Source organism: Candidatus Palauibacter scopulicola, from assembly GCF_947581915.1.
Lineage (GTDB): Bacteria > Gemmatimonadota > Gemmatimonadetes > Palauibacterales > Palauibacteraceae > Palauibacter > Palauibacter scopulicola.
Map to the genome: position 1 here is coordinate 1 of NZ_CANPWG010000027.1, position 18,740 is coordinate 18,740.

Below are 18,740 nucleotides of genomic sequence, written 5' to 3' on the forward strand. Positions count from 1 at the left end.
CTGTGCTTATCACGCAGAATTTTCGCGGGAGAAACTGTTCTGGATCGACCTGGCTCACGAAGGGCGGTTCGCCTATGCCGACGGACAGGAAGAGTTGTTCTGCGTGAACAGTGCCTACATGCTCTCGGGATCCTCAATTAAGTTCCTCTGTGCTTTACTCAACTCTCAGCTCATCGCCTGGTTCATGCGGAACACGGCCCTGAATTCAGGCATGGGTGTTCCCCGATGGATACGGTCGACCATCGACGCCATTCCAATCCCGAGGCCTCTCGAAGTAGTCGTCGAATCTCTTACTCACCTTGTTGATGACATTATACACAAGAAAGCGGCAGGTCACGCGGCGAGCACTTCGGACTTAGAAAGTCAAGTAGATGGCATCGTGTACAAGCTCTACGGTCTTACAGGCAGGGACATCGAGATTGTTACTAGTTCTCACCGGTAAGCCAACATGGGAACAAGACGAGCGTGTTCTAAACTTGCTTCTTATCCCGCAAGCGGATTTGAACGGCAGCCCGGCGAAGCGCCAACATTCACGGGTCCGCTAACGCCTTCTCCACAGATTCTCAACTTCGCGAGACTGCCGCGATCTCACGCGTAGTGAGTCCGTATAGCTGATAGACTCTGCGATCCAAGTCGGCCTGATGTGACGAGATGTCTGCAGAATGATTGGCATCTTTTGTCGACAGGATCGTGTCTACCAGGCGATGGAAGGGGCGTTCCTCCTTCGCACTTAGTTTGGGAATCGGGATGGCTTCCACGGCGAATTTCTTCCATTGGACTAAACCCATACCAGTCGTGAGACCAGTTCGCTCCATCAACCAAGAAACAAGGCGACTGTTCAAGACGGCGCACAGATATCGCAGTGACGGACCCGTTAGAATGAAACCTTTATCGTTACAGAACACCGTCGAATCAGACAAGCAAAAACGGCCTCTGTCGGACATGTCCATCCAGAAGAGTTTCCTTTTGGAGAATTCTGCGTGATAAGCACAGTTACGCAGATTATATGGGGTTATACCTTTATCGTGGCGAGCAGCGAGTGTATTGTAATATTGATCCAGATGCTTCTTGACGGCGGGATAATCGGTGACCTGAACGGGTGGAATATTGTTGTAGCCGTTGTGATTGTCGATAAGCCACAAACCGGCCCAGTTTGCTCGATAACGGTCAATATCACGACCGCGAAGAATGGGCCTAAGTATCTCGACCGTCCGGTGATCTTGAGAGATCAAACGATCGCGGGTTGAGTCGTCGACGAGGAACGCATCATTGCAGCCCGTCAGGATGCCACGATAAATGGAATTATAGCAAAAATGATGACGGCATCGTGACGCGATGATGGGTCGCGAAAGGGGAGAGACGATCAGGGGGTCGGCCCGCGGGGGGTGAATCGTCTGATGGGATTGTGCTTTGGCGGATGAATTCGGTGAGATGGGGGCCGCCCAGGGAATGAAGGCGCTCGGTAGCACGACGATACAACTTTGGGGAGGCGTCGCTGTAGCATCACGCTGAGCCCGAGTGGGGGTTCTTCGGGTGCGCATGGCAAGGCGGTTGGTCTGCAGAAGTCCGATACGGGGCGGCTCAAGTTCGTCAGGCAGGGCAACTCACGTTATGACGGGGATCGACAGCTGGTGTTAGATGGGGGATCAAGCGAGTGGGCACGGGAGGTGGAACGTGGAAGCAATCCGGAAGCATGAGGCGACAGCAGATCGGGTGCAGAGGGCTTCACAGGCGAGGAACACACGGGTGGCGTACGAGAAGGCGTGGAGGTGCTTCTTGATGTTCTGCGAAGAGGCGGGCATCCGGCCGGCTGCGGCAACGGTGGAAGACGTTGTGGAGTTTCTTGTTGGGCTGAATTCTGGGACGAGTCGAGCGACGGGACGCAAACTCTCGCTGGCGACGTTGCGAATCTATCGGAGTGCCCTCAACTGCCAGTACAGGAAGCTGGGGTTGCCGTCACCCGCAGCGAGCTACGAAGTAGGAGCGACGCTACGCGGTCTGGCGCGGCTCCGGGAGGAGTCGCCGCGGCAGGTGAAGGCCCTTCGGGAGGATCGAATCAGCGCGATGCTCGAGGCTTGCCCGGCGACGCGGCATGGTCGTCGCGACGCGGCGATGATCGCGCTCGGTTTCGCCGCAGCGCTGCGTCGATCCGAACTGTGCGGCCTCGTGGTGGCGGATATCTCGATGGAGCGGACTGATGGCATGATCGTGCGCGTCCGACGTTCGAAGACGGATCAGGGAGGAGTGGGGCAGCGAATCGCGGTTCCCGAGGGAAAGATCGTGCGTGCGATTAGCAGGTTGTCGGCTTGGCTGGATGCGGTCGGCATTTCGGATGGCCATGTGTTTCAAACGTTGGGAAGAGGCGGTGTGCCTACGGGACGACCGGTGAATCCGGGGGAAGTGGCGCGTTTGGTGAAGCGCTATGTCACGAAAATCGGTCTCGACCCGGCCGATTACTCGGCGCACTCGCTTCGTGCCGGGTTCGTCACCAGCGCGGCTGCACACCGGGCCAGACTCGACAAGATCATGGAGGTCACCCGCCACAGGAATCCGGCAACCGTCTTGGGCTACATACGCGATGCGGACTGTTTCGCGGATCACGCCGGGGCGCACTTCCTGTAGGTGTCGGGAGCACCTCGCGGGTAGGCGAGGCCCTCCCGACTGAGCGGATTTTCTGTTACGGCACCAGCGCCGGCACCGACGTGCGGGTGATGAACGTGGCCAGCGTCTCACGCCACTGCGGGAGCAGGCTCTCCTCGACGTACATCATGTGGCCGGCGGCGAAGTCGTCGCGCGTGATGTTGTCGCGCAGATCCGGCGCCAGGCCGAGTTGCTCCAGCGACCACACGATGGGGAAGTACGGCGTCGCGAGGTCGTAGATCCCGTTGATGAGCAGGACCTCGAGGCGCGGGTTGCGTTCGAGCGCTTCGGCGAGGTCGGGTCCCACGTTCAGCGCCGAACCGCCGAAGGGTCCGCGGCGCCCGCCCTGCCGTTCCCAGTTCCAGGGGCGCGCCATCCCGCTGGGCCAGTATTCGCGGTCGCCGTCGTAGCCGAGTTCCTCGCGCACGTACGTGTTGAACAGCGACGTGTACGCCGAACTGATCGCCGAGGACTGGGCGTCGTGCCCCGGCGTCGTCTCGAGCAGGTCGCCCGTCGGCCCGGTGAAGCGGGCGTCGAGGCGGGCCACCGTGAGCCCCTCGTCGCGCAGCAGTTCCTTCTCGAACTCGGGGGCCGAGACGCGCAGGTCGGCCCGCTCGAGGAAGTCCATCGAGAGGCCCGTGTACTCGTGCATCTGCCGCAGCACCCGGGCGCGCTGCGCCGGATCCACCGTTGTGCCCGCGAGCAGCGTCTGCGCGTAGTCCGTCAGCGCCCACGCCTCGACCTCCTTCATGAACGCCTGGAGGTCGTCGGGCCGTCCCCCCGGAAGCCTGTCATGGTACTCCGCCACGACGGCATAGGATGGGAGGTTGGTGATGAACCCGATGTGCGACGCCGGCGGAAACTGGAGCGTGTTGAAGTCGATGACCGCGGAGACGAGCACGATCCCGTTGAGGTCGATGTTCGCGCCCTGCAGGTGGCGCGCCAGCAGCACCGAGCGCGTCGTGCCGTAGCTCTCGCCGAGGATGTAGCGCGGCGCGTTCCAGCGGTCGTTCTCGCTCAGGAACCGGCGGATGAACTGCGTGAGGGAGGCGGCGTCCTCGTCCATCCCCCAGAAATCGGTCCCATCGGCGTCGCCCGCGGGGCGGCTGAACCCCGTCCCGATCGGGTCCACCATCACGACGTCCGCGATGTCGAGCACCGTGTGGCCGTTGTCGACGAGCGGGTACGGCGGCGGCGCCTGCTGGCCCACGTTGGGCGTCACGACGCGGCGCGGTCCCATGATCCCCATGTGGAGCCAGAACGAGGCAGACCCGGGTCCCCCGTTGTAGGCGAAGATGATGGGGCGCGTGGAGGGGTCGCCGCCGTTCGTCCGGAAGTACCCCGTGTAGAAGAGTTCTCCCGTCGCGTTCTCCTCGTTGTCGCGGAGGATGACGCTGCCGACGACCGCTCGGTATTCGACGGTCTCCCCGTCCACGACGATGGAATGGTTCGACTCCCAGCGCGAAGGCTCGGGTTCGGTTCCGTTCCCGCCTCCGGAGCCTTCTTGCGCGAGCGCCCCCGCGGGCATCAGCGCGAGCGCGAGGACCGGTGTGATCAGGCTGAGCGGCTTCATCTTTCCTCCTGCTGCATAAAAACGATCCGCTGGGTCGCGGGTTGATCGTCAGCGGCCGGCGGCGGCCATTCCGAGGGCGACGGCTTCCGGCTGGGTGACGATAATCACGCGGAATCCCTGCTCGATCCGCATGGCGATGTCATCCACTCCGGCCGTGACCCCGCACGGCACATCGAACTCGAGACAGGCGGCGAGCACGATCTGGATCGCCTCCTCTACCTTCTCCATATCTCCATCGTAGACGCGCCGGAGATCGCCCGGCCCCGGGGAGACGGCGCTGACGCCGGGGGTGGAGACAATCTCCCGCACGTTGTCGATCCCCAACTGGTCCTCGATGAGGAGGAAGCTGATCAGGTGGCCGTCGGGATTGCCGGGCCAGGCGGCGTCGCCGAGCGCGTCCACCGCGAGGGCCGCCTCCTCGGCGGTCTCGACGTGCGGGTAGACGATCCCCGAGACCCCGGCCGCCAGACCCTGCGCGGCGCGGTCCCGCGCTTCGTCGTGCCCGTCCCGGATCGGAGGGATCCGCAGCAGCATCGGGTGGGGCATCATGTGCCCCGAGGCTTCCGACATCCCGGCGGCGTAGCTCTCGAGCGCGGGGATGTCGAAGGGGCCGGACTCCAGCGAGTAGAATACGAAATCGAGGGGACGGTTCGCGGCCATGGCGGCGCCGGCCTCGGGCGTGTGATCCCCTGAGAAGAGTCCGAAGACGGCGTCCCCGGCGGCGAGTTGGTCCACGATCCGGGTGTCGGCGGCCTCCTCGGATTCCGCCATGGCGTCCGTCTCCTCCTCACCCGGCGCGCCTCCGCAACCGGCCAAAACGACCAGCCCCCCGGTGACGGCGCCCAAGAGACAAAGAGTACGGAGGGGAGGGTTCCTGATCGTGTTCACGGCAGCCATGGGATACCTCGGAGTTGGGCAGGCCGGTCGAAGCCTGGCGACAGACTCTCGCGACAGGTCTCGCGGCCCTCGTCAGCCTCCGCTTAGTCTAGTTTCAGGAAAGGGGGTCCCGCCATGCGCACGCCGAGAGATTTCGCCCGCACGCGAAGGAAGTTCGTCGAAGAGGCCGCTCTGGGTGCCGCGGGCCTCGCCCTGCTCCCGGCCGCCGCCTGGTCCTGCCGGGGCGCACCCGACTCGGGGGCGTCGAACGCCGGCTCGAGCGGCGCGTCCTCCGTTCCCGCGACGGGGACCGGCCTCCTCTCCGATCCGCGCTACCTGGACCACGTCCTGATCCGGCCCGATGGCGGGCGCCCGCCGGAGATTCCCGACCGCCTCGTGCGCATTCGGGAGGAACTCGTCGCGCGAGGGCTGGACGAGGCCACGGTTCCGCTCGCGCCGGCCGCCGAGGCGATGCCGCACATCGAGGCGCTCCACACGCCGGAGCATGTCGCGTCGATCCGTGACATCGAGGTCTCGGGCCCGGTCGCGGAACTCGCCGTCTCGGGCGCGCTCACCGCGATCGATGCGGTCGTCGCGGGGCAGGTACGGAACGCGTTCTGCGCGATCCGGCCTCCGGGTCACCACGCGAACAACACGGGCGCCGAGGAAGGGTTCTGCTACTACAGCAACGCCGGCGTGGCCGCGAGGTACGCGCAGCAGGTGCACGGGTTCGAGCGGGTGCTCGTCATCGACTGGGACTACCACCACGGGAACGCGACGCAGAACGCCTTCTACGATGATCCTTCCGTGCTCTTCTTCTCCGCCCACGACTGGGCCGCCTACCCGCAAACGGGCGACCCGGCCCTCACCGGCGAAGGCGAGGGGACGGGACTCAACATCAACGTGCACCTCGACTGCGGCGCCACGGACGACGACATGCTGGGCCGCTGGGATGACACGCTCTCCCCCGCCGTCGCGGACTTCAACCCCGATTTCGTCATCGTCTCGGCGGGCTTCGACAGCCGGGTGGACGACCTCCTGGGCTGCTTCGCGCTCACGGACGACGCCTTCCGGCGCATGACGCGGATGGCGATGGACTACGCGGATGCCTGCTGCGAGGGGCGCGTCGTCTCGCTGTTGGAGGGCGGCTACAACCTCGACGGCACCGCGCTCGCCACCGCCGCCCACATCGAGACGCTCCTCGAAGGGTAGGACTCCGGGTTCGGCGGGTGGGTCAGACGTTGAAGCGGATGTGGAGGATGTCGCCGTCCTCGACGACGTAGTCCCTGCCCTCGACCTGCAGCAGGCCCGCCTCCTTCACGGCCTGTTCGGAGCCGTATTTCGCGAACACCTCGTAGGGGATGACCTCCGCGCGGATGAAGCCGCGTTCCATGTCGGAGTGGACCCGGCCCGCCGCCCGCCGGGCGCGCGTACCCCGCCGGATCGTCCAGGCGCGGACTTCGGCGGGGGCGGCGGTGAAGAAGGAGATGAGATCGAGGAGTCCGTAGGCCGAGCGGATGAAGCGGGCGAGCGCCGGTTCGCGCAGGCCGAGCGCCTCCACGAAGGCGGCCCGGTCCTCCGGGTCGAGGTCGGCGATTTCCGCCTCGACGGGCGCGGACAGCGCCAGCCCGCCGGCCCCCATCGCGGCGAGTCGCTCGTCGAGCGCCGGCGGCAGCGGCTCCCCCGCCCGGTCTTCGCTGCGGTTCAGCACGGCGAGCAGCGGGCGGTCCGTCAGGAGGCCGTAGCCGCGGAACGGCGCGCGGTCCAGCTCCGCCCGCGGCACGGTCCGCAGCGGCTGTTCGCGTTCCAGCGTCCCGAGCGCCCGTTCGAAGGCGGCGATCTCGACCGCGTCCGCTCCCTCGCGGCGTGCCCGGTCCAGCCGCCGCTCGACGAGGTCGAGATCGGAGAGCAGACATTCCGTCGCGAAGGCTTCGAGTTCGCCCCCCGCGTCCGGCGGGTCGGCAAGCGCGGGGTTATCGAAGTCGCGCAGGACGAGGCAGAGGGCTTCCTGATCGCGGATCTGCTGGAGCCCGCGCGGCGACAGGCCCTTGCTCGCCGCGCCGTGCTCGCCCGGGATGTCGCAGAACCGCATCTCGGCGTACGTCGTTCGGCGCGGGGAGAGGCGGGCGCTGAGCGCATCGATCCTCGCATCCGGAACCCGCACCGTGCCGAGGCGCACCTCGCCGCCGAACCCGACCGGCACGCCGAGTCCCGTCATCGCGTTGAACACCGTCGTCTTCCCGGAACCCGCGAACCCCACGAGTCCAATCCTCACCGCGTCCCCTCCCTCCCCATTATGTTCGGAGCGTGAATATCGAGATCCCTGTGTCCGCCGGCGAACTCATCGACCGCATCACCATCCTGCGACTGAAGCAGGCCCGGATCCGCGATCGCCGGAAGCTCGCGAATGTGAACTCCGAGCTGGCGAACGTCGAGGCCGTGTGCGCGCGGACGATCGGAGCGCTCGACGCCGCGCCGCGCCGGGTCCGGGAGCGCGTCGCCGCTCTGGCGGAAGTGAACCGGGGGATCTGGGACGTCGAGGACGAACTGCGTCGCCTGGAACGCGCGGACGACTTCGGTCCCCGCTTCACCGAAGCCGCGCGTCAGGTCTATCGCCTCAACGATGAACGCCACCGCCTCAAGCGCGCCCTCAGCGAGGACTACGGCTCGGGGATCGTCGAGGAAAAATCACATACCTCCGCCGACCCGGAGATCGCCCCGGCGTAACCGCGGACGCCGCGCGGTCAGGGGCAGAACGGGTCCAGGCGGTCGGCTACGGCGGCGAGTCCCTCCACGGGGGAGGCTTCGCTTCCCGTCACCTTCGAGATCCGGATGGCGACGATGCCGTTGGGGAAGAGGACGACGCGGTGCCCGCCCCAGCCCGACATGCGCGTGAGGTCGACGACGCAGCCCCCTTCGCCAGCGTAGTTCTGGTGCCAGACCGCGAGGTAGTAGCTGGGCTGCCCGATGTCGACGGGCGGGCCGAAGGTGATCCCGCGCACGTCCGTCCGGTACAGCACTTCGGCGGTCAGTTCCGCGTGCAGAAGCCGTTCGCCCTCGTGGTTGCCCCCGTTCTGGAGGAGGCGGGCGATCTTCGCGAGGTCGTCCACCGTCGGGTAATAGCCCTGCGACATCTGCGGCAGCGTGAGCGAGCCGTCCGGCTCGACGAGCCGGTTGGTCGGCGCGTGCGGCACGCCGATGGGCCGGTAGACCTCATCCTCCAGCATCTGCCACAGGTCCGCCTCCGGACCGGCCCGATGCTTGAGGTAGGCGTCCATCGCCGCGCCGATGAGGAACGCGTCCTGGTCGCGGTAGCGGACGACCTCGCCCGGCCCCCACGGATGGTTCGAGGCGCGGAACACCTGCCGGATCCGCTCGTCCATCGAGATCGCCGTATACCAGTCGTCGTAGCCGACCAGGTAGCCGTCGCCCGTGTTGTTGGGCTCGGTCCGCGTCGATCCCTCTCCCACGCCGGTGGCCATGTTGAGGACATCGCGGAAACGCACGTCCTCCCAGCCGTCGTGTTCCGCCGTGACGTTCAGTTGGTCGGCCACGCGCTCCTCGAGGACCTCGCGCCCGTAGCGCTGCGCCAGCCGCAGCGCGGCCACCGTGTTCCCGGTGGACTTGGTGACGGACCAGATCCCGAAACGCTGCTCCCGGCAGAAGGGAAGCTCCCCGAACGGCGTGGGGCAGTCGGCGGCATAGAGCGTGTCCCGCACGAGGAAGGCGGCCGTGACCATGTTCGCGGTATTCATGTCCCCGTGCATGGCGTCGAACACGGCGTCTCCCACCCGCGGACGCAGGTCGGAGATCGGGCGCAGGGGCAGACGCCGCGCCTTCTCGGCGGCGAAGGCCTCGATCGCGCCAGCCGGCGCCGAGCCCGGCGCAAACTCCGCCGCGAGCTGGCCCCACATCAGCCGCCGCTGGACGAGGAAATAGGGCCGCCCCTGGGTCACGGTCTGGAAGCGGACGCCGGACACGTCCCGGTCGTTGAAGGCGAAGGTCGCGACCCCGTTGTACGTCTCGTTCTCGACGGAACTCGCGAGTTGCAGCGGGAACGCCGCCCGCGACCATGCTTCCCCCGGCTCGGCCCAGACGGTTCCGGGCCCGACCAGGACATCCCAGTAACTCCCGGCTTCGGTGCGCGTGCCGGCCACGATGAGATTGCGGTTCCACGGGATCAGGTCGCGGCCTTCCGCCACGAATCCGAGCGACACGTCCGGGAAGCGCTTCGTGTCCCGCCCCATGAAGCGGCGCGGATCGAGTTCCGCGGGTTCCGTCTGCATCTCCGCGCCAGTCAACGTGATGGTGCCGGAGAAGCCATGTCGGGCAGGCCCCGCCCCGGACGTGGGGAGAAAGCGGTCGTTCGGGAGCATGACGGGCGGAGACCAGGCCCCGCGGGTCAGCTCTTCAAGGGGGATTGGAGCGGGAGAGCCGGGGGCGGCCGAGTCTCCGCAGGCGCATGCGAGCAGAGGCGCGGCCATCAGAAGAAGCCGGTTTCGAGTCATCGCGATCCCTTTCGAGCGTCGACCATCCTGTCGGTCATCTCCGCGCGGCCGGCGCCGGCGCGGAGTTTGCCCCGGGCGGCCAGCCGCCGGGGCGTCTTGGAGGCGCCGAGACCTGTGCGTAGCTTGCGTCGGAGCATACGAACTGTCACGAGGGGGAGTGATTATGCGCGCAGGGTGGGGAACCGTTCGACAGACCGGGATCGTGGTTCTCGCGGCATTCCTCACGGTCTCATGCGATGGAAGCACGGGGCCGTCGAGCTTCGAGCCGGGGCCGCTGGGAACCGTGACGATTCTGCGCGGCGAGTCGGTGCGGATCCGCTCCCTGCTGGCGATGACGGGGGCGCCATCGCTCGGGGTCGCGGCGCGGCGCGGCGTGGAGCTTGCCGTCCGCGATGTGGGCACCGTCCTCGGCCGCGGCGTCGACCTCGGCGACCCGGTGGACTCCGGGTGCTCCCCCGACGGCGGGCGGGCCGGCGCCGGCGAGATCGTTGCCGATCCGCAGGTCGTGGGCGTCATCGGCACCTCCTGCTCCGCCGCCGCGGTGGCCGCCTCCCCGGTGATCAGCCGGGCGGGATTCGCGATGATCGCGCCGAGCACCACGTCGCCACTGCTGACCTCGGATCTGGCGGGCAACCCGAACCCGGACCACCACCCCGGCTATTTCCGGGTTGCCAACAACGACCTCTACCAGGCGCGGGCCGTGGCCGACTACGCCTACAATCATCTCGGCCTCCGGCGGATCGTCACGCTGCACGACGGGGATCCCTACACGACGGCGCTGACGAACGCTTTCGGAGACGCCTTTCGCGCGGTCGGCGGAGAAGTACCCGTCGCGACTGGAATCGCGAAGGGTCAGACGGACATGACGTCCGTGCTCGCGGAGTTCGCGGCCGCGGGGCCGGACGGGGTCTTCTTCCCGCTCTTCGTCCCCGAAGGTTCGCCGTTCGCGGCGCAGGCGCGCGGGTTTGACGGCCTCGAGGACGCGACGCTGATCTCCGGCGCGGCCCTCCTGGTCTCGGAGTTCCTGGAGGAGCCGCAGTCCGAAGGGATCTACTTCGCCGGACCCCAGTCGGATTATCGCGGCAACGTCAACGCGGTGACCGGGAGGAGCGCCGAGACGGTGATCGCCGCGTACGAGGCCGAGTACGGCGAGCATCCCTCGACTGCCTACTGGGCGCTCGCGTACGACGCCACGACGTTTCTGCTCGACGCCATCGCCGCCGTGGCGGTGGAGGAGGGCGGACGGCTCTACATCGACCGCGCCGCCCTGCGCGCGCGGATTGGAGCCCATGGCATCGAGGGTCTCATCGGCACGATTTCCTGCGACGCCTTCGGCGACTGCGGCACCGGACGTCAGCTCATCTACCACCACACGGACTCGAGCGTCACCGATGTCGACCGGTTGCCCGTCGTCTACCGGTTCTCCCCCTAGCAGGCCGTCACGGGCCGCCAGGGCCGCCGGCCCGCCGGCGGATCTCGACGACCTCTTCGCGGAGGAGGTGATCGCGCGCCCGTACGCCTCGTTCGCCCGGCTGCGGGAGCGGGATCCCGTCCACTGGAATGAGAAGTTCGGGCTGTGGGTCGTGACGGGGTACGATCCCGTCGTCTGGATCCTCCGCCACCACGAACTCTTCTCCTCTGCCGTGATCCGGGGCGTGGAGGGGGCGCCGTACCCGCCGGTGCTGCCCGAGGACGCGCCCCTGTTCGACGAGGTCAGGACGTTCCGCGCGGATCAACTCGTGGAACAGGACCGTCCCGCGCACCTCGACCAGCGGAAGACGGTTCACTCCTTCTTCACCCCCACGGCGATGGAGAGCTGGCGTCCCTTCGTGCGCCGGGCGGTGGACGAACTCCTGGATGAGTTGTGGCCCAGGGGACGGATGAACGTCGTCACCGATCTGGCGGCGCCGCTCCCCGTGCGGATCATCGCGCGAATGATGGGCGTCCCCCGCGAGGACATGGACACGCTCCGCGGGCTCGCGGACAGCATCCTCCACCTGAATCGCGGCGAACCCGACCGGCTGCGGCCCCTGACGGAGGGGATCCGCGGGATCGTGGCGTACGCCCGCCCGTTCGTCGAGGAGCGGCTCGGGAATCCCGGCGATGACCTGATTTCGGCTCTCGCCCAAGGGGAAAACGACGGCGTCTTCACCCGGCACCAGGTGCTCGTGAATACGGGGCTGATGCTGTTCGCGGGACACGAAACGACGATGAACCTGATCTGCAACGGGCTCCGCGCCTTCATCGAGCATCCCGCGCAGTGGGACAGGCTGAGGGCGGACCCGGACCGCTTCGCCAGGACCGCGACCGAGGAGTGTCTCCGCTTCGATCCGCCGGTGAAGTCGACCCAGCGAATCGTCGCGCAGGAAGCCGAACTGTGCGGGAAGACGCTGTCGCCCGGAGAGCGGATCCGCTGGATCATCGCGGCGGCGAACCGGGACCCCGCCGTGTTCGAGGACCCGGACCGCTTCGATATCGGGCGCCAGCCGAACCCGCATCTCTCCTTCGGGTCGGGGATCCACTACTGCCTCGGGGTCGCGCTCGCGCGCATGGAGGGACAGGAAGTGTTCCGCGGGCTGGCGCGCCGCTTCGAGCGGTTCGCGCTCGACACGGATGAACTGCGTTACCAGCCGAGCATCCAGTTCCGCTCCATCGAATCCATGCCCGTGACATGGTGAGGTCCACATGGTGAGGATCGAAGTCGATCACGGGCTCTGCGTCGGCAACGCGATGTGCGTGGCCACCGCGCCGGGCGTGTTCGCGCACAACGAGAACCGCCAGTCGACCGTCGTCGACGCCGAGGGCGACCCCGCCGCGCTCGTCCTGGAGGCGGCCGCGAACTGTCCCGTGAGCGCGATCCGTGTGATGGATTCCGAGACGGGGCGGACGATGTTCCCGCCGGAGGGGCGCGGGAGACGTGTGACAGGGGGATGATCCAGTGACGCGAACCATGAGCGTGCCGGGCGGGAGCTCGGAAGCACGGAAGCGGACGACGTTCGACCTCGTGGCGATGAAGGCGCGCGGCGAGAAGATCGTCGCCATCACCGCCTACGACGCGCTCTTCTCATCGCTCGTGGACGCCGCCGGCGTGGACCTGATTCTCGTCGGCGACTCCCTGGCGAGCGTCCTGTGCGGCGAGGAGACGACGCTTTCCGCCACGGTGGAGCAGATGACGTACCACGGCCGGATCGTGACGCGCGGGGCGGCGCGCGCCTTCGTCGTCGTCGACATGCCCTTCCTCAGCTACCAGGTCTCGCCCGCGGAGGCCGTGCGAAACGCGGGCAACATCCTCAAGCACACCGGAGCCGGCGCCGTGAAGCTCGAGGGCGGGTTCGAGGTCGTCGACGCGGTGCGGGCGATCATCCGGGCGGGGATTCCGGCGATGGGCCACCTCGGGTTCACGCCGCAGTCGGTGCACGCGCTCGGGGGACACCGGATTCAGGGGAAGGATGAAGAGGCGGCGGCCCGGCTGGTGGAGGAAGCCGTCGCCCTGGAGGAGGCGGGCGTCTTCTCCATCGTCCTCGAGTTGATGCCGACCGCCGCGGCCCGGCGAGTGACGGAGGCCGTCTCCGTGCCGACGATCGGGATCGGAGCCGGGCCGGACTGCGACGGACAGGTGCTCGTGCTGCACGACATGCTCGGCCTGAACGAAGGGTTCAGCGCCCGCTTCCTGAAGCGATACGCCGAACTCGGGAAGGCCACGCGGGAGGCCGTCGCGCGCTACGCCGAGGAAGTGCGGGCGGGAAGCTATCCCGCGGCGGAACACGGCTACGAATCGACCGGGGACGGGGATTGAGCGACGTGGCGGTGCTCGTGCTCTTCCTCACTTCCGGCGCAGGTGCGAAGATATCCGGGCAGGCACTTCCCGTGGACGGACACGCGGAGGGCCTGAGTTCCGGCGCGGACACGGGCGCGGACACGGGCAGCGACCCCAGCGGCGAATAGCGGGAGAAGGACGACATGCGAGCTGCATGGTACACGAAACTGGGGTCGGCGGCCGACGTGCTGGAGGTGGGGGAGCGGGAGATGCCGGTGCCCGGCCCCGGCGAAGTTCGGGTCCGCGTACGCACCTCCGGAATCAACCCCGTCGACGTGAAGCGGCGGGCCGGCGGCCGCGGCGCGCTCGACTCCACGCTCGTGGTGCCGCACTTCGACGGCGCCGGGGTCATCGACCAGGTGGGGGACGGCGTCGATGCCGGACGGCTCGGCAACCGCGTCTGGATCTACGAGGCGCAGTGGGGGGGCAACCTCGGCACCGCGGCGGAGTTCGCCACCGTCCCCGAGTCCCGGGCCGTCCACCTCCCCGCGAACGCGACGTTCATGGATGGCGCGTGTCTCGGCATCCCCGCCCTGACCGCGCACCGCTGCGTGTACGCCGACGGTCCCGTCGAGGGGCAGACCGTGCTCGTGACCGGCGGCGCGGGCGCGGTCGGCGCCTATGCGGTCCAGTGCGCCAGGCTGGGCGGCGCCCGGGTCCTCTCCACCGTGAGCGCGGACGAGAAGGTGCGGATCGCCCGGGCGGCGGGTGCGGACGTCGTCATCAACTATCGTGAGGAAGATGTCCCGGCCCGCGTCGCGGAACTGACCGAAGGAGAGGGCGTCGACCGCATCGTCGAGGTCGAAATGGGCGGGAATCTCGACGCCTCGATCGCGATGCTGAAGGCCAACGGGGTGATCTCCGCCTACGCCTCGGAGGGCGAACCCCAGCCGGCCGTCCCCTTCTACACCCTCCTCTACAAGAACCTCACCGTGCGCTTCGAACTCGTCTTCCTCATGCCCGAGGAGGCGAAGCAGAAGGCCGTGGAGGATCTCACCAAGTGGCTGACCGAAGGGGAACTGAAGCACACGGTGGCGGAGCGCTTCGCGCTCGAAAACATCGTGGCCGCCCACGAGGCGGTGGAATCCGGCCCCCTCGGCAAGGTCCTGATCGACCTCGGTATCTGAACAAAGGCGACAGTCCGGTTGCCCCTGACCGGCAGGAAGCCCTTGCCGGATTCTCCGATACCGATACCTTGTATCTCAAGGTACATTGTACTTCGTGGTATGGGTCATCGAAATCGGGGTTCGAATGAAGAGCCGTGTTTGAGCTGGACACCGGGGTCGCGAGTTGGCGCAGGCGTCTCGAACGCAGGACGTCTCTCTCACCCCGCGAACTGGACGAACTCGAGGATCACCTGCGTGCGCGCGTCGACCTGGAGTTGGAACTGAACCCGGCGCTCACTCCCTACCCGGCGCTGGTGATCGCTCGCGAGGGTCTCGGCGCGCCGGCGGCGCTCGCTAGGGAGTTCACCAGGGCCGGCCGGCCTTGGTGGCGATATCTCCTGCTGGCGGGATGCGCGATGTACGGAGTGTCGCTTTTTCTGCCGATTGCCGGGCCCGCAGCACTTCAAATCGCGTACAATAAAGTGCCGTGGTCGGCCCCCGCTCACGAGTGGTTGCACCATGCGATCGTGGACGGATGGATTCTCCCTCTGATCCCCACTCTGGCCATGGCCATGACCTTGCCGGCCCTCCTGTATTCATGGCGGTCGAGAGTGCGATGGCTCACCTGGACCATCGGCGCGTTTGGCGTCTCCGCCCTCGGATTCGGCGTGGCCAGCCTCCTGGACGGATCAGCCGTCACCACCGCTGGTGAGATCACGGTTCTTCCCTATCTCGGCCTCGGGTACTGGGCATGGTCCGCGGCGCATGTGCTTGTGGCGGCAGCCCTCCTGCTTCGCGGCCGCGCGTGGGCCTCCACCCGCTCGGAGACAAGGAGAGCACGGTATGTTTGAGCTGGCTCGGCTGAGGCCGATCACACGGGCGTGTCGGTGCGCTGCGGCATTGCTGTCCGGAACGGCGTTCGTCGCATGCGCTGACGGCGCAGACGTAGATGGCGCAGACGCAGAGGGCGATCCGTCGTCCCCTGCGATTGAGCTATCGGCGTCGGCCATCGAGGTGCTGGGCACGTCCGACTCCCTCGCGGTGGTCCGGGACCTCGAGGTTCTGGCCGACGGTTCCGTGTGGGTGCTGAATTCGCAGGAGCCGTACTTCGTGGGATTCGGTGCGGATGGCGAATCCCTCGGCGCCCACGGATCGGCCGGCGGGGGACCTGACGAGTTTCCGATGCCCTCGGCCTTCGTCGCGGGAGGATGGGCGGGCGAGGCATGGGTCCTCGACCTCCTGCACCATGCGCTGATACGGATCTCGCGACCCGACGCCGGCCGGGAGGAGTTCTCCCTTCTGTCCACGGCGGTCCCCCGGGGCACCGTGCGAAGCGGCATGAGCATGCTGGACCCCTCGGTGCGGACCGCACGCCTCGGCCGCGAGATCGTCGTGCCCCACTCGACCGCAACGATGGACGGGGGCGTGCTGCAGTTCCGTTACGGTCTCCTGGGAGCGGACCTGGTCGCCGTGGATCCGGAGACGGGCGGGACGCGAACCCTCGTGGCGCTCGGCGACGCCCTGGAGGATCCGTCCGGAGACTTCATCCAGAGCGACGGCGGTTTCCCCCTGTGGTACCGGTTGTGGGCTCCCTGCGGAGAGAATCTCGTGCGCGTGTACGACCGGGTCCGGAATCAACTGCGCGGGTTCGACGGATCCGGTGCCGAGGTGGACCCCATCGACCTTCCGCCCGTGCCCTTCACCGAGGTCACGCCGCGACAGTTTGCAGGAGCGGTGTTCGCGCTCCGGCAGGCCGAGGTGACGGGAGATGTCACGACCCGGCTTACCCCGGAGGACAGCCTCAGGCTCGTACGTCAGATGGCCGACATGGTGCAGGGGACCCCGCGCGAACTCGCGAGCTACCTCCCGCGTTACGTGGACTTCCGCTGCAGCGAAGATGGGACGATGTGGCTGCGTCCCATGGATCTCGACGCGGGCGGCCTGAGCGGCGGGCCCATGTGGCTGCGTATCGAGCCCGATGGCGCCGCGCGCGACGTGCGACTCCCCGACCGCTTCGACGCGCTTCGCTTCACCCCCTCCCGGATCTGGGGCGTGTCCCGGGATGAGTTCGATCGCCCGTCCGTGGCGTCCATCCCGCTCCCGACGCGCTGACGGCCTCCCCCGGACGTTCCCGCGGGAACGTCCGTTCAAGACCCCCCGCGCGAAATGCCCTTGCGTGAAACCATTCTTACTTACACCTTGTAGTACAAGGTACATTGTGTCTCATGGTATCAGGTCTCCGGCACAGGGTCTCCGGATGAAGAAGCCGGTTTACAAGGAGTTGGTGGCCGCGTCATCGCGCCCGATGGTGCTCTCCATCCTGTCGGGCGGCGAGACGTACGGGTACGAGATCCTCAAGCAGGTCCAGTTGCTCTCCGGCGGTGAACTCGAGTGGTCCGACGGGATGCTCTACCCCGTCCTGCACCGGCTGGAGCGTGACGGGCTCATCAAGGGCCGCTGGCAACTCACCGACGCGGGACGGCGTCGCAAGTACTACCGGCTGACGGGCCGCGGGAAGCGACAGCTCTCAACCGACAGGGAAAGCTGGCGGGCCGTCTACGGAGCGCTCCGGATGTCCTGGGGAGGCAGCCATGTTTGAGTTGGAGAACGAAGTCCGGCGGTGGCGGAGGGCACTGGATCGCCGGTCGTCGCTCGCGCCTCGCGAACTGGACGAACTCGAAGACCACCTGCGCGCCCGGGTCGACCTGGAATTGGAGTTGGACGCCGCCCTGTCCCCGACGGAAGCCTTCGCGATCGCCCGGCGAGACCTGGGGGAACCGAAGGCGCTCTCCAGGGAGTTCGCCCGGTCCGGCCGGCCCCGCTGGAAGCCTCTGCTTGCCGGCGCTCTTGCCCTCTACTCGGCTTCGCTACTGCTGCCCGTGCTACACATGCAACTGCTTCCGGCGTCGTGGGGCTTTGAAGCCTGGGTACCGCGCGGGTACGAGTTGCTTGCCGACATCGAGCTGCTGCCTCTGAACTTGCCGATGCTCCTGATGCTGCCTCTCATTTGGCGCAAGCCTCGATTAAAGGGCACGTGGCTCGCGGGAATCTTGGGAGTCATCGGTTTGTCGGCTCTCGGACTCGGCGTGGCTGCGGTGATCGACGGCGGATCTGATGCGCTGTCCTCGTTACGTCCCGGCTATTGGGCGTGGGCCGCCTCGTTCGTGTGCGCCTCCGCCGCCCTGTGGTTCCGCCGACGCGGCTGGGCATCCGCCCGCCCGAAGACGAGCATCGCGTAGCCCGGCGTACGTCATGTTTGAACTGGACAGAGAGGTACGGAACTGGCGGACCGAGCTCGAACACAGGTCGTCGCTCTCGGCTCGGGAACTGGATGAACTCGAAGATCACCTCCGCGCCCGCGTCACCCTCGAACTCGAGTTGAATCCGGTCCTGGCCCCCGCCGAGGCGCTGGCCATTGCGCGGGAAGAACTGGGCCAGCCGAACGCGATATCGAGGGAATTCGCGAGGGCAGGGCAGCCCCGCTGGCGGCAGGTGCTGTGGGCGGGGTGGAGCATGTACGTCGCGTCGTTCGTTCTTCCGGCGTTCAGCTTCTCGGGGGTAGTCGCCTCCCGTCCCGACGCCGATCTGACGATCTACGGCTACGAACTCCTCCCCGAAGTGATCGGGTTGATTCAGCGGACTCCCGGCGGGCTCTTTCCGCTGATCTTCCTGGTCCTACCGAGTTTCCTGATTCTCCCCAATCTGATCTTCCTGATGACTTCGTTGTCGTTCTGGCGTCCGCGCCCGGCGTGGAGATCGTGGACGTCGTGGCTTGTCGGGCTCACAGGTGCTTTCCTCTTGGTTCAAGGCCTTGTCCAGCTCGGCGACCTGGGTCCGGGAATGCAGGCGGGGGTCGGGTTCTGGGTCTGGTCCGCGTCATTCCTCGTTGTGGCCGGCGCCCTTTGGCTGCGGGGCCGGGAATGGTCGTCCCCCCGGCCGGAGCCGGCGAACGCGTGACTTGGCTACGACGTGGCCGATCCGCACGTTCCCGGGAGACAGTGATTCATGTGCCGGCGGATCACTTGCCCCCCGCCCGACACGCCGAAAGGCCTCGGGCGGGGTTATTTTTTCCAACCAGCCTATGATCCGTGAGCCTCCAGCCAAGCGCGCTGTCGCCTGTAGGATAACGCGCGGCTGGCCGGGCGATCTGCGTCGATGGTACATTTTCCAGTTGGTGTATCCTTGCGCCCCGCGGGGTGCGACGCGGTTGTCCGGAAGGG

General features: G+C 67.1%; 20 protein-coding genes. 15 read left to right on the forward strand and 5 right to left on the reverse strand.

Annotated features, from left to right (window positions below):
- Window positions 1-442 (forward strand): TaqI-like C-terminal specificity domain-containing protein (locus RN743_RS05335; RefSeq protein ID WP_310777167.1); only part of this gene is annotated, 442 nt, incomplete at its 5' end.
- Window positions 443-563: 121 nt separating this feature from the next.
- Here RN743_RS05335 and RN743_RS05340 read toward each other — a convergent pair.
- Window positions 564-1,541 carry a TaqI-like C-terminal specificity domain-containing protein gene (locus RN743_RS05340; RefSeq protein ID WP_310777170.1) on the reverse strand — a complete coding sequence of 326 codons (978 nt, stop codon included), beginning with the start codon at window positions 1,539-1,541 and terminating at the stop codon, window positions 564-566.
- 238 nt (window positions 1,542-1,779) lie between these two features.
- Between RN743_RS05340 and RN743_RS05345 the strand changes: the two genes are divergently transcribed.
- Entirely contained in the window at window positions 1,780-2,622 is an 843-nt protein-coding gene (locus tag RN743_RS05345) for a site-specific integrase (protein ID WP_310777240.1), read from the forward strand.
- Between the two features lie 55 nt (window positions 2,623-2,677).
- Here the strand turns inward: RN743_RS05345 and RN743_RS05350 are convergent, their stop codons facing one another.
- Window positions 2,678-4,213: a hypothetical protein gene (locus tag RN743_RS05350; RefSeq protein WP_310777173.1), complete on the reverse strand. Its 1,536-nt coding sequence runs from the start codon at window positions 4,211-4,213 to the stop codon at window positions 2,678-2,680.
- Between the two features lie 48 nt (window positions 4,214-4,261).
- The gene (locus RN743_RS05355) at window positions 4,262-4,984 is read right to left on the reverse strand and encodes an aldolase/citrate lyase family protein (protein WP_310777176.1); all 723 of its coding nucleotides are present in this window, start codon (window positions 4,982-4,984) and stop codon (window positions 4,262-4,264) included.
- A gap of 240 nt (window positions 4,985-5,224) precedes the next feature.
- Between RN743_RS05355 and RN743_RS05360 the strand changes: the two genes are divergently transcribed.
- Window positions 5,225-6,301: a histone deacetylase gene (locus RN743_RS05360; RefSeq protein WP_310777180.1), complete on the forward strand. Its 1,077-nt coding sequence runs from the start codon at window positions 5,225-5,227 to the stop codon at window positions 6,299-6,301.
- A gap of 22 nt (window positions 6,302-6,323) precedes the next feature.
- On the opposite strand, the gene RN743_RS05365 is transcribed toward RN743_RS05360, so the two are convergent.
- On the reverse strand, window positions 6,324-7,364 hold the full coding sequence (locus RN743_RS05365) for a DUF933 domain-containing protein (protein ID WP_310777182.1): 1,041 nt from the start codon (window positions 7,362-7,364) through the stop codon (window positions 6,324-6,326).
- A gap of 50 nt (window positions 7,365-7,414) precedes the next feature.
- On the opposite strand from RN743_RS05365, the gene RN743_RS05370 reads away from it, so the two are divergent.
- On the forward strand, window positions 7,415-7,816 hold the full coding sequence (locus RN743_RS05370; protein ID WP_310777184.1) for a DUF6165 family protein: 402 nt from the start codon (window positions 7,415-7,417) through the stop codon (window positions 7,814-7,816).
- Window positions 7,817-7,833: 17 nt separating this feature from the next.
- Here the strand turns inward: RN743_RS05370 and RN743_RS05375 are convergent, their stop codons facing one another.
- Window positions 7,834-9,375 (reverse strand): serine hydrolase, encoded by a 1,542-nt coding sequence (locus RN743_RS05375; RefSeq protein ID WP_310777187.1) that lies wholly within the window; start codon window positions 9,373-9,375, stop codon window positions 7,834-7,836.
- Between the two features lie 385 nt (window positions 9,376-9,760).
- On the opposite strand from RN743_RS05375, the gene RN743_RS05380 reads away from it, so the two are divergent.
- The 11 genes from RN743_RS05380 (at window position 9,761) to RN743_RS05430 (ending at window position 18,477) form a co-directional block, all read left to right on the forward strand.
- Entirely contained in the window at window positions 9,761-11,029 is a 1,269-nt protein-coding gene (locus RN743_RS05380) for a branched-chain amino acid ABC transporter substrate-binding protein (RefSeq protein ID WP_310777190.1), read from the forward strand.
- Window positions 11,030-11,096: 67 nt separating this feature from the next.
- Entirely contained in the window at window positions 11,097-12,275 is a 1,179-nt protein-coding gene (locus RN743_RS05385) for a cytochrome P450 (protein ID WP_310777193.1), read from the forward strand.
- Between the two features lie 7 nt (window positions 12,276-12,282).
- Window positions 12,283-12,531 carry a ferredoxin gene (locus RN743_RS05390; protein ID WP_310777196.1) on the forward strand — a complete coding sequence of 83 codons (249 nt, stop codon included), beginning with the start codon at window positions 12,283-12,285 and terminating at the stop codon, window positions 12,529-12,531.
- A gap of 4 nt (window positions 12,532-12,535) precedes the next feature.
- A complete protein-coding gene (gene panB, locus RN743_RS05395) occupies window positions 12,536-13,393 on the forward strand; it encodes a 3-methyl-2-oxobutanoate hydroxymethyltransferase (protein WP_310777200.1) in 858 nt (285 codons plus the stop codon).
- Window positions 13,390-13,542 carry a hypothetical protein gene (locus tag RN743_RS05400; RefSeq protein WP_310777204.1) on the forward strand — a complete coding sequence of 51 codons (153 nt, stop codon included), beginning with the start codon at window positions 13,390-13,392 and terminating at the stop codon, window positions 13,540-13,542. Before panB ends, RN743_RS05400 begins: the two co-directional genes overlap by 4 nt.
- 15 nt (window positions 13,543-13,557) lie before the next feature.
- On the forward strand, window positions 13,558-14,541 hold the full coding sequence (locus tag RN743_RS05405) for an NADPH:quinone reductase (protein ID WP_310777207.1): 984 nt from the start codon (window positions 13,558-13,560) through the stop codon (window positions 14,539-14,541).
- Window positions 14,542-14,675: 134 nt separating this feature from the next.
- Complete coding sequence (locus RN743_RS05410; RefSeq protein WP_310777210.1) at window positions 14,676-15,371, forward strand: hypothetical protein; 696 nt, start codon at window positions 14,676-14,678, stop codon at window positions 15,369-15,371.
- A gap of 163 nt (window positions 15,372-15,534) precedes the next feature.
- A complete protein-coding gene (locus tag RN743_RS05415; RefSeq protein ID WP_310777213.1) occupies window positions 15,535-16,632 on the forward strand; it encodes a hypothetical protein in 1,098 nt (365 codons plus the stop codon).
- Window positions 16,633-16,777: 145 nt separating this feature from the next.
- Window positions 16,778-17,119, forward strand: a complete 342-nt coding sequence (locus tag RN743_RS05420) for a helix-turn-helix transcriptional regulator (protein ID WP_310777217.1) — start codon at window positions 16,778-16,780, stop codon at window positions 17,117-17,119.
- Complete coding sequence (locus RN743_RS05425) at window positions 17,112-17,759, forward strand: hypothetical protein (protein ID WP_310777220.1); 648 nt, start codon at window positions 17,112-17,114, stop codon at window positions 17,757-17,759. The genes RN743_RS05420 and RN743_RS05425 overlap by 8 nt, the downstream gene beginning before the upstream one ends.
- A 13-nt stretch (window positions 17,760-17,772) precedes the next feature.
- Window positions 17,773-18,477, forward strand: coding sequence for a hypothetical protein (locus tag RN743_RS05430; protein ID WP_310777223.1), 705 nt, complete (start codon window positions 17,773-17,775; stop codon window positions 18,475-18,477).
- The last annotated feature ends 263 nt before the right edge of the window (window positions 18,478-18,740 follow it).

What these genes read in the sequence shown, in the direction of transcription:
- RN743_RS05340 (WP_310777170.1), bottom strand. Translation starts at nt 1,541, where the DNA reads ATGCGCACCCGAAGAACCCCCACTCGGGCTCAGCGTGATGCTACAGCG.
- RN743_RS05345 (WP_310777240.1), top strand. Translation starts at nt 1,780, where the DNA reads ATGTTCTGCGAAGAGGCGGGCATCCGGCCGGCTGCGGCAACGGTGGAA.
- RN743_RS05350 (WP_310777173.1), bottom strand. Translation starts at nt 4,213, where the DNA reads ATGAAGCCGCTCAGCCTGATCACACCGGTCCTCGCGCTCGCGCTGATG.
- RN743_RS05355 (WP_310777176.1), bottom strand. Translation starts at nt 4,984, where the DNA reads ATGGCGGAATCCGAGGAGGCCGCCGACACCCGGATCGTGGACCAACTC.
- RN743_RS05360 (WP_310777180.1), top strand. Translation starts at nt 5,225, where the DNA reads ATGCGCACGCCGAGAGATTTCGCCCGCACGCGAAGGAAGTTCGTCGAA.
- RN743_RS05375 (WP_310777187.1), bottom strand. Translation starts at nt 9,375, where the DNA reads ATGCAGACGGAACCCGCGGAACTCGATCCGCGCCGCTTCATGGGGCGG.
- RN743_RS05380 (WP_310777190.1), top strand. Translation starts at nt 9,761, where the DNA reads ATGCGCGCAGGGTGGGGAACCGTTCGACAGACCGGGATCGTGGTTCTC.
- RN743_RS05390 (WP_310777196.1), top strand. Translation starts at nt 12,283, where the DNA reads ATGGTGAGGATCGAAGTCGATCACGGGCTCTGCGTCGGCAACGCGATG.
- RN743_RS05405 (WP_310777207.1), top strand. Translation starts at nt 13,558, where the DNA reads ATGCGAGCTGCATGGTACACGAAACTGGGGTCGGCGGCCGACGTGCTG.
- RN743_RS05420 (WP_310777217.1), top strand. Translation starts at nt 16,778, where the DNA reads ATGAAGAAGCCGGTTTACAAGGAGTTGGTGGCCGCGTCATCGCGCCCG.
- RN743_RS05425 (WP_310777220.1), top strand. Translation starts at nt 17,112, where the DNA reads ATGTTTGAGTTGGAGAACGAAGTCCGGCGGTGGCGGAGGGCACTGGAT.
- RN743_RS05430 (WP_310777223.1), top strand. Translation starts at nt 17,773, where the DNA reads ATGTTTGAACTGGACAGAGAGGTACGGAACTGGCGGACCGAGCTCGAA.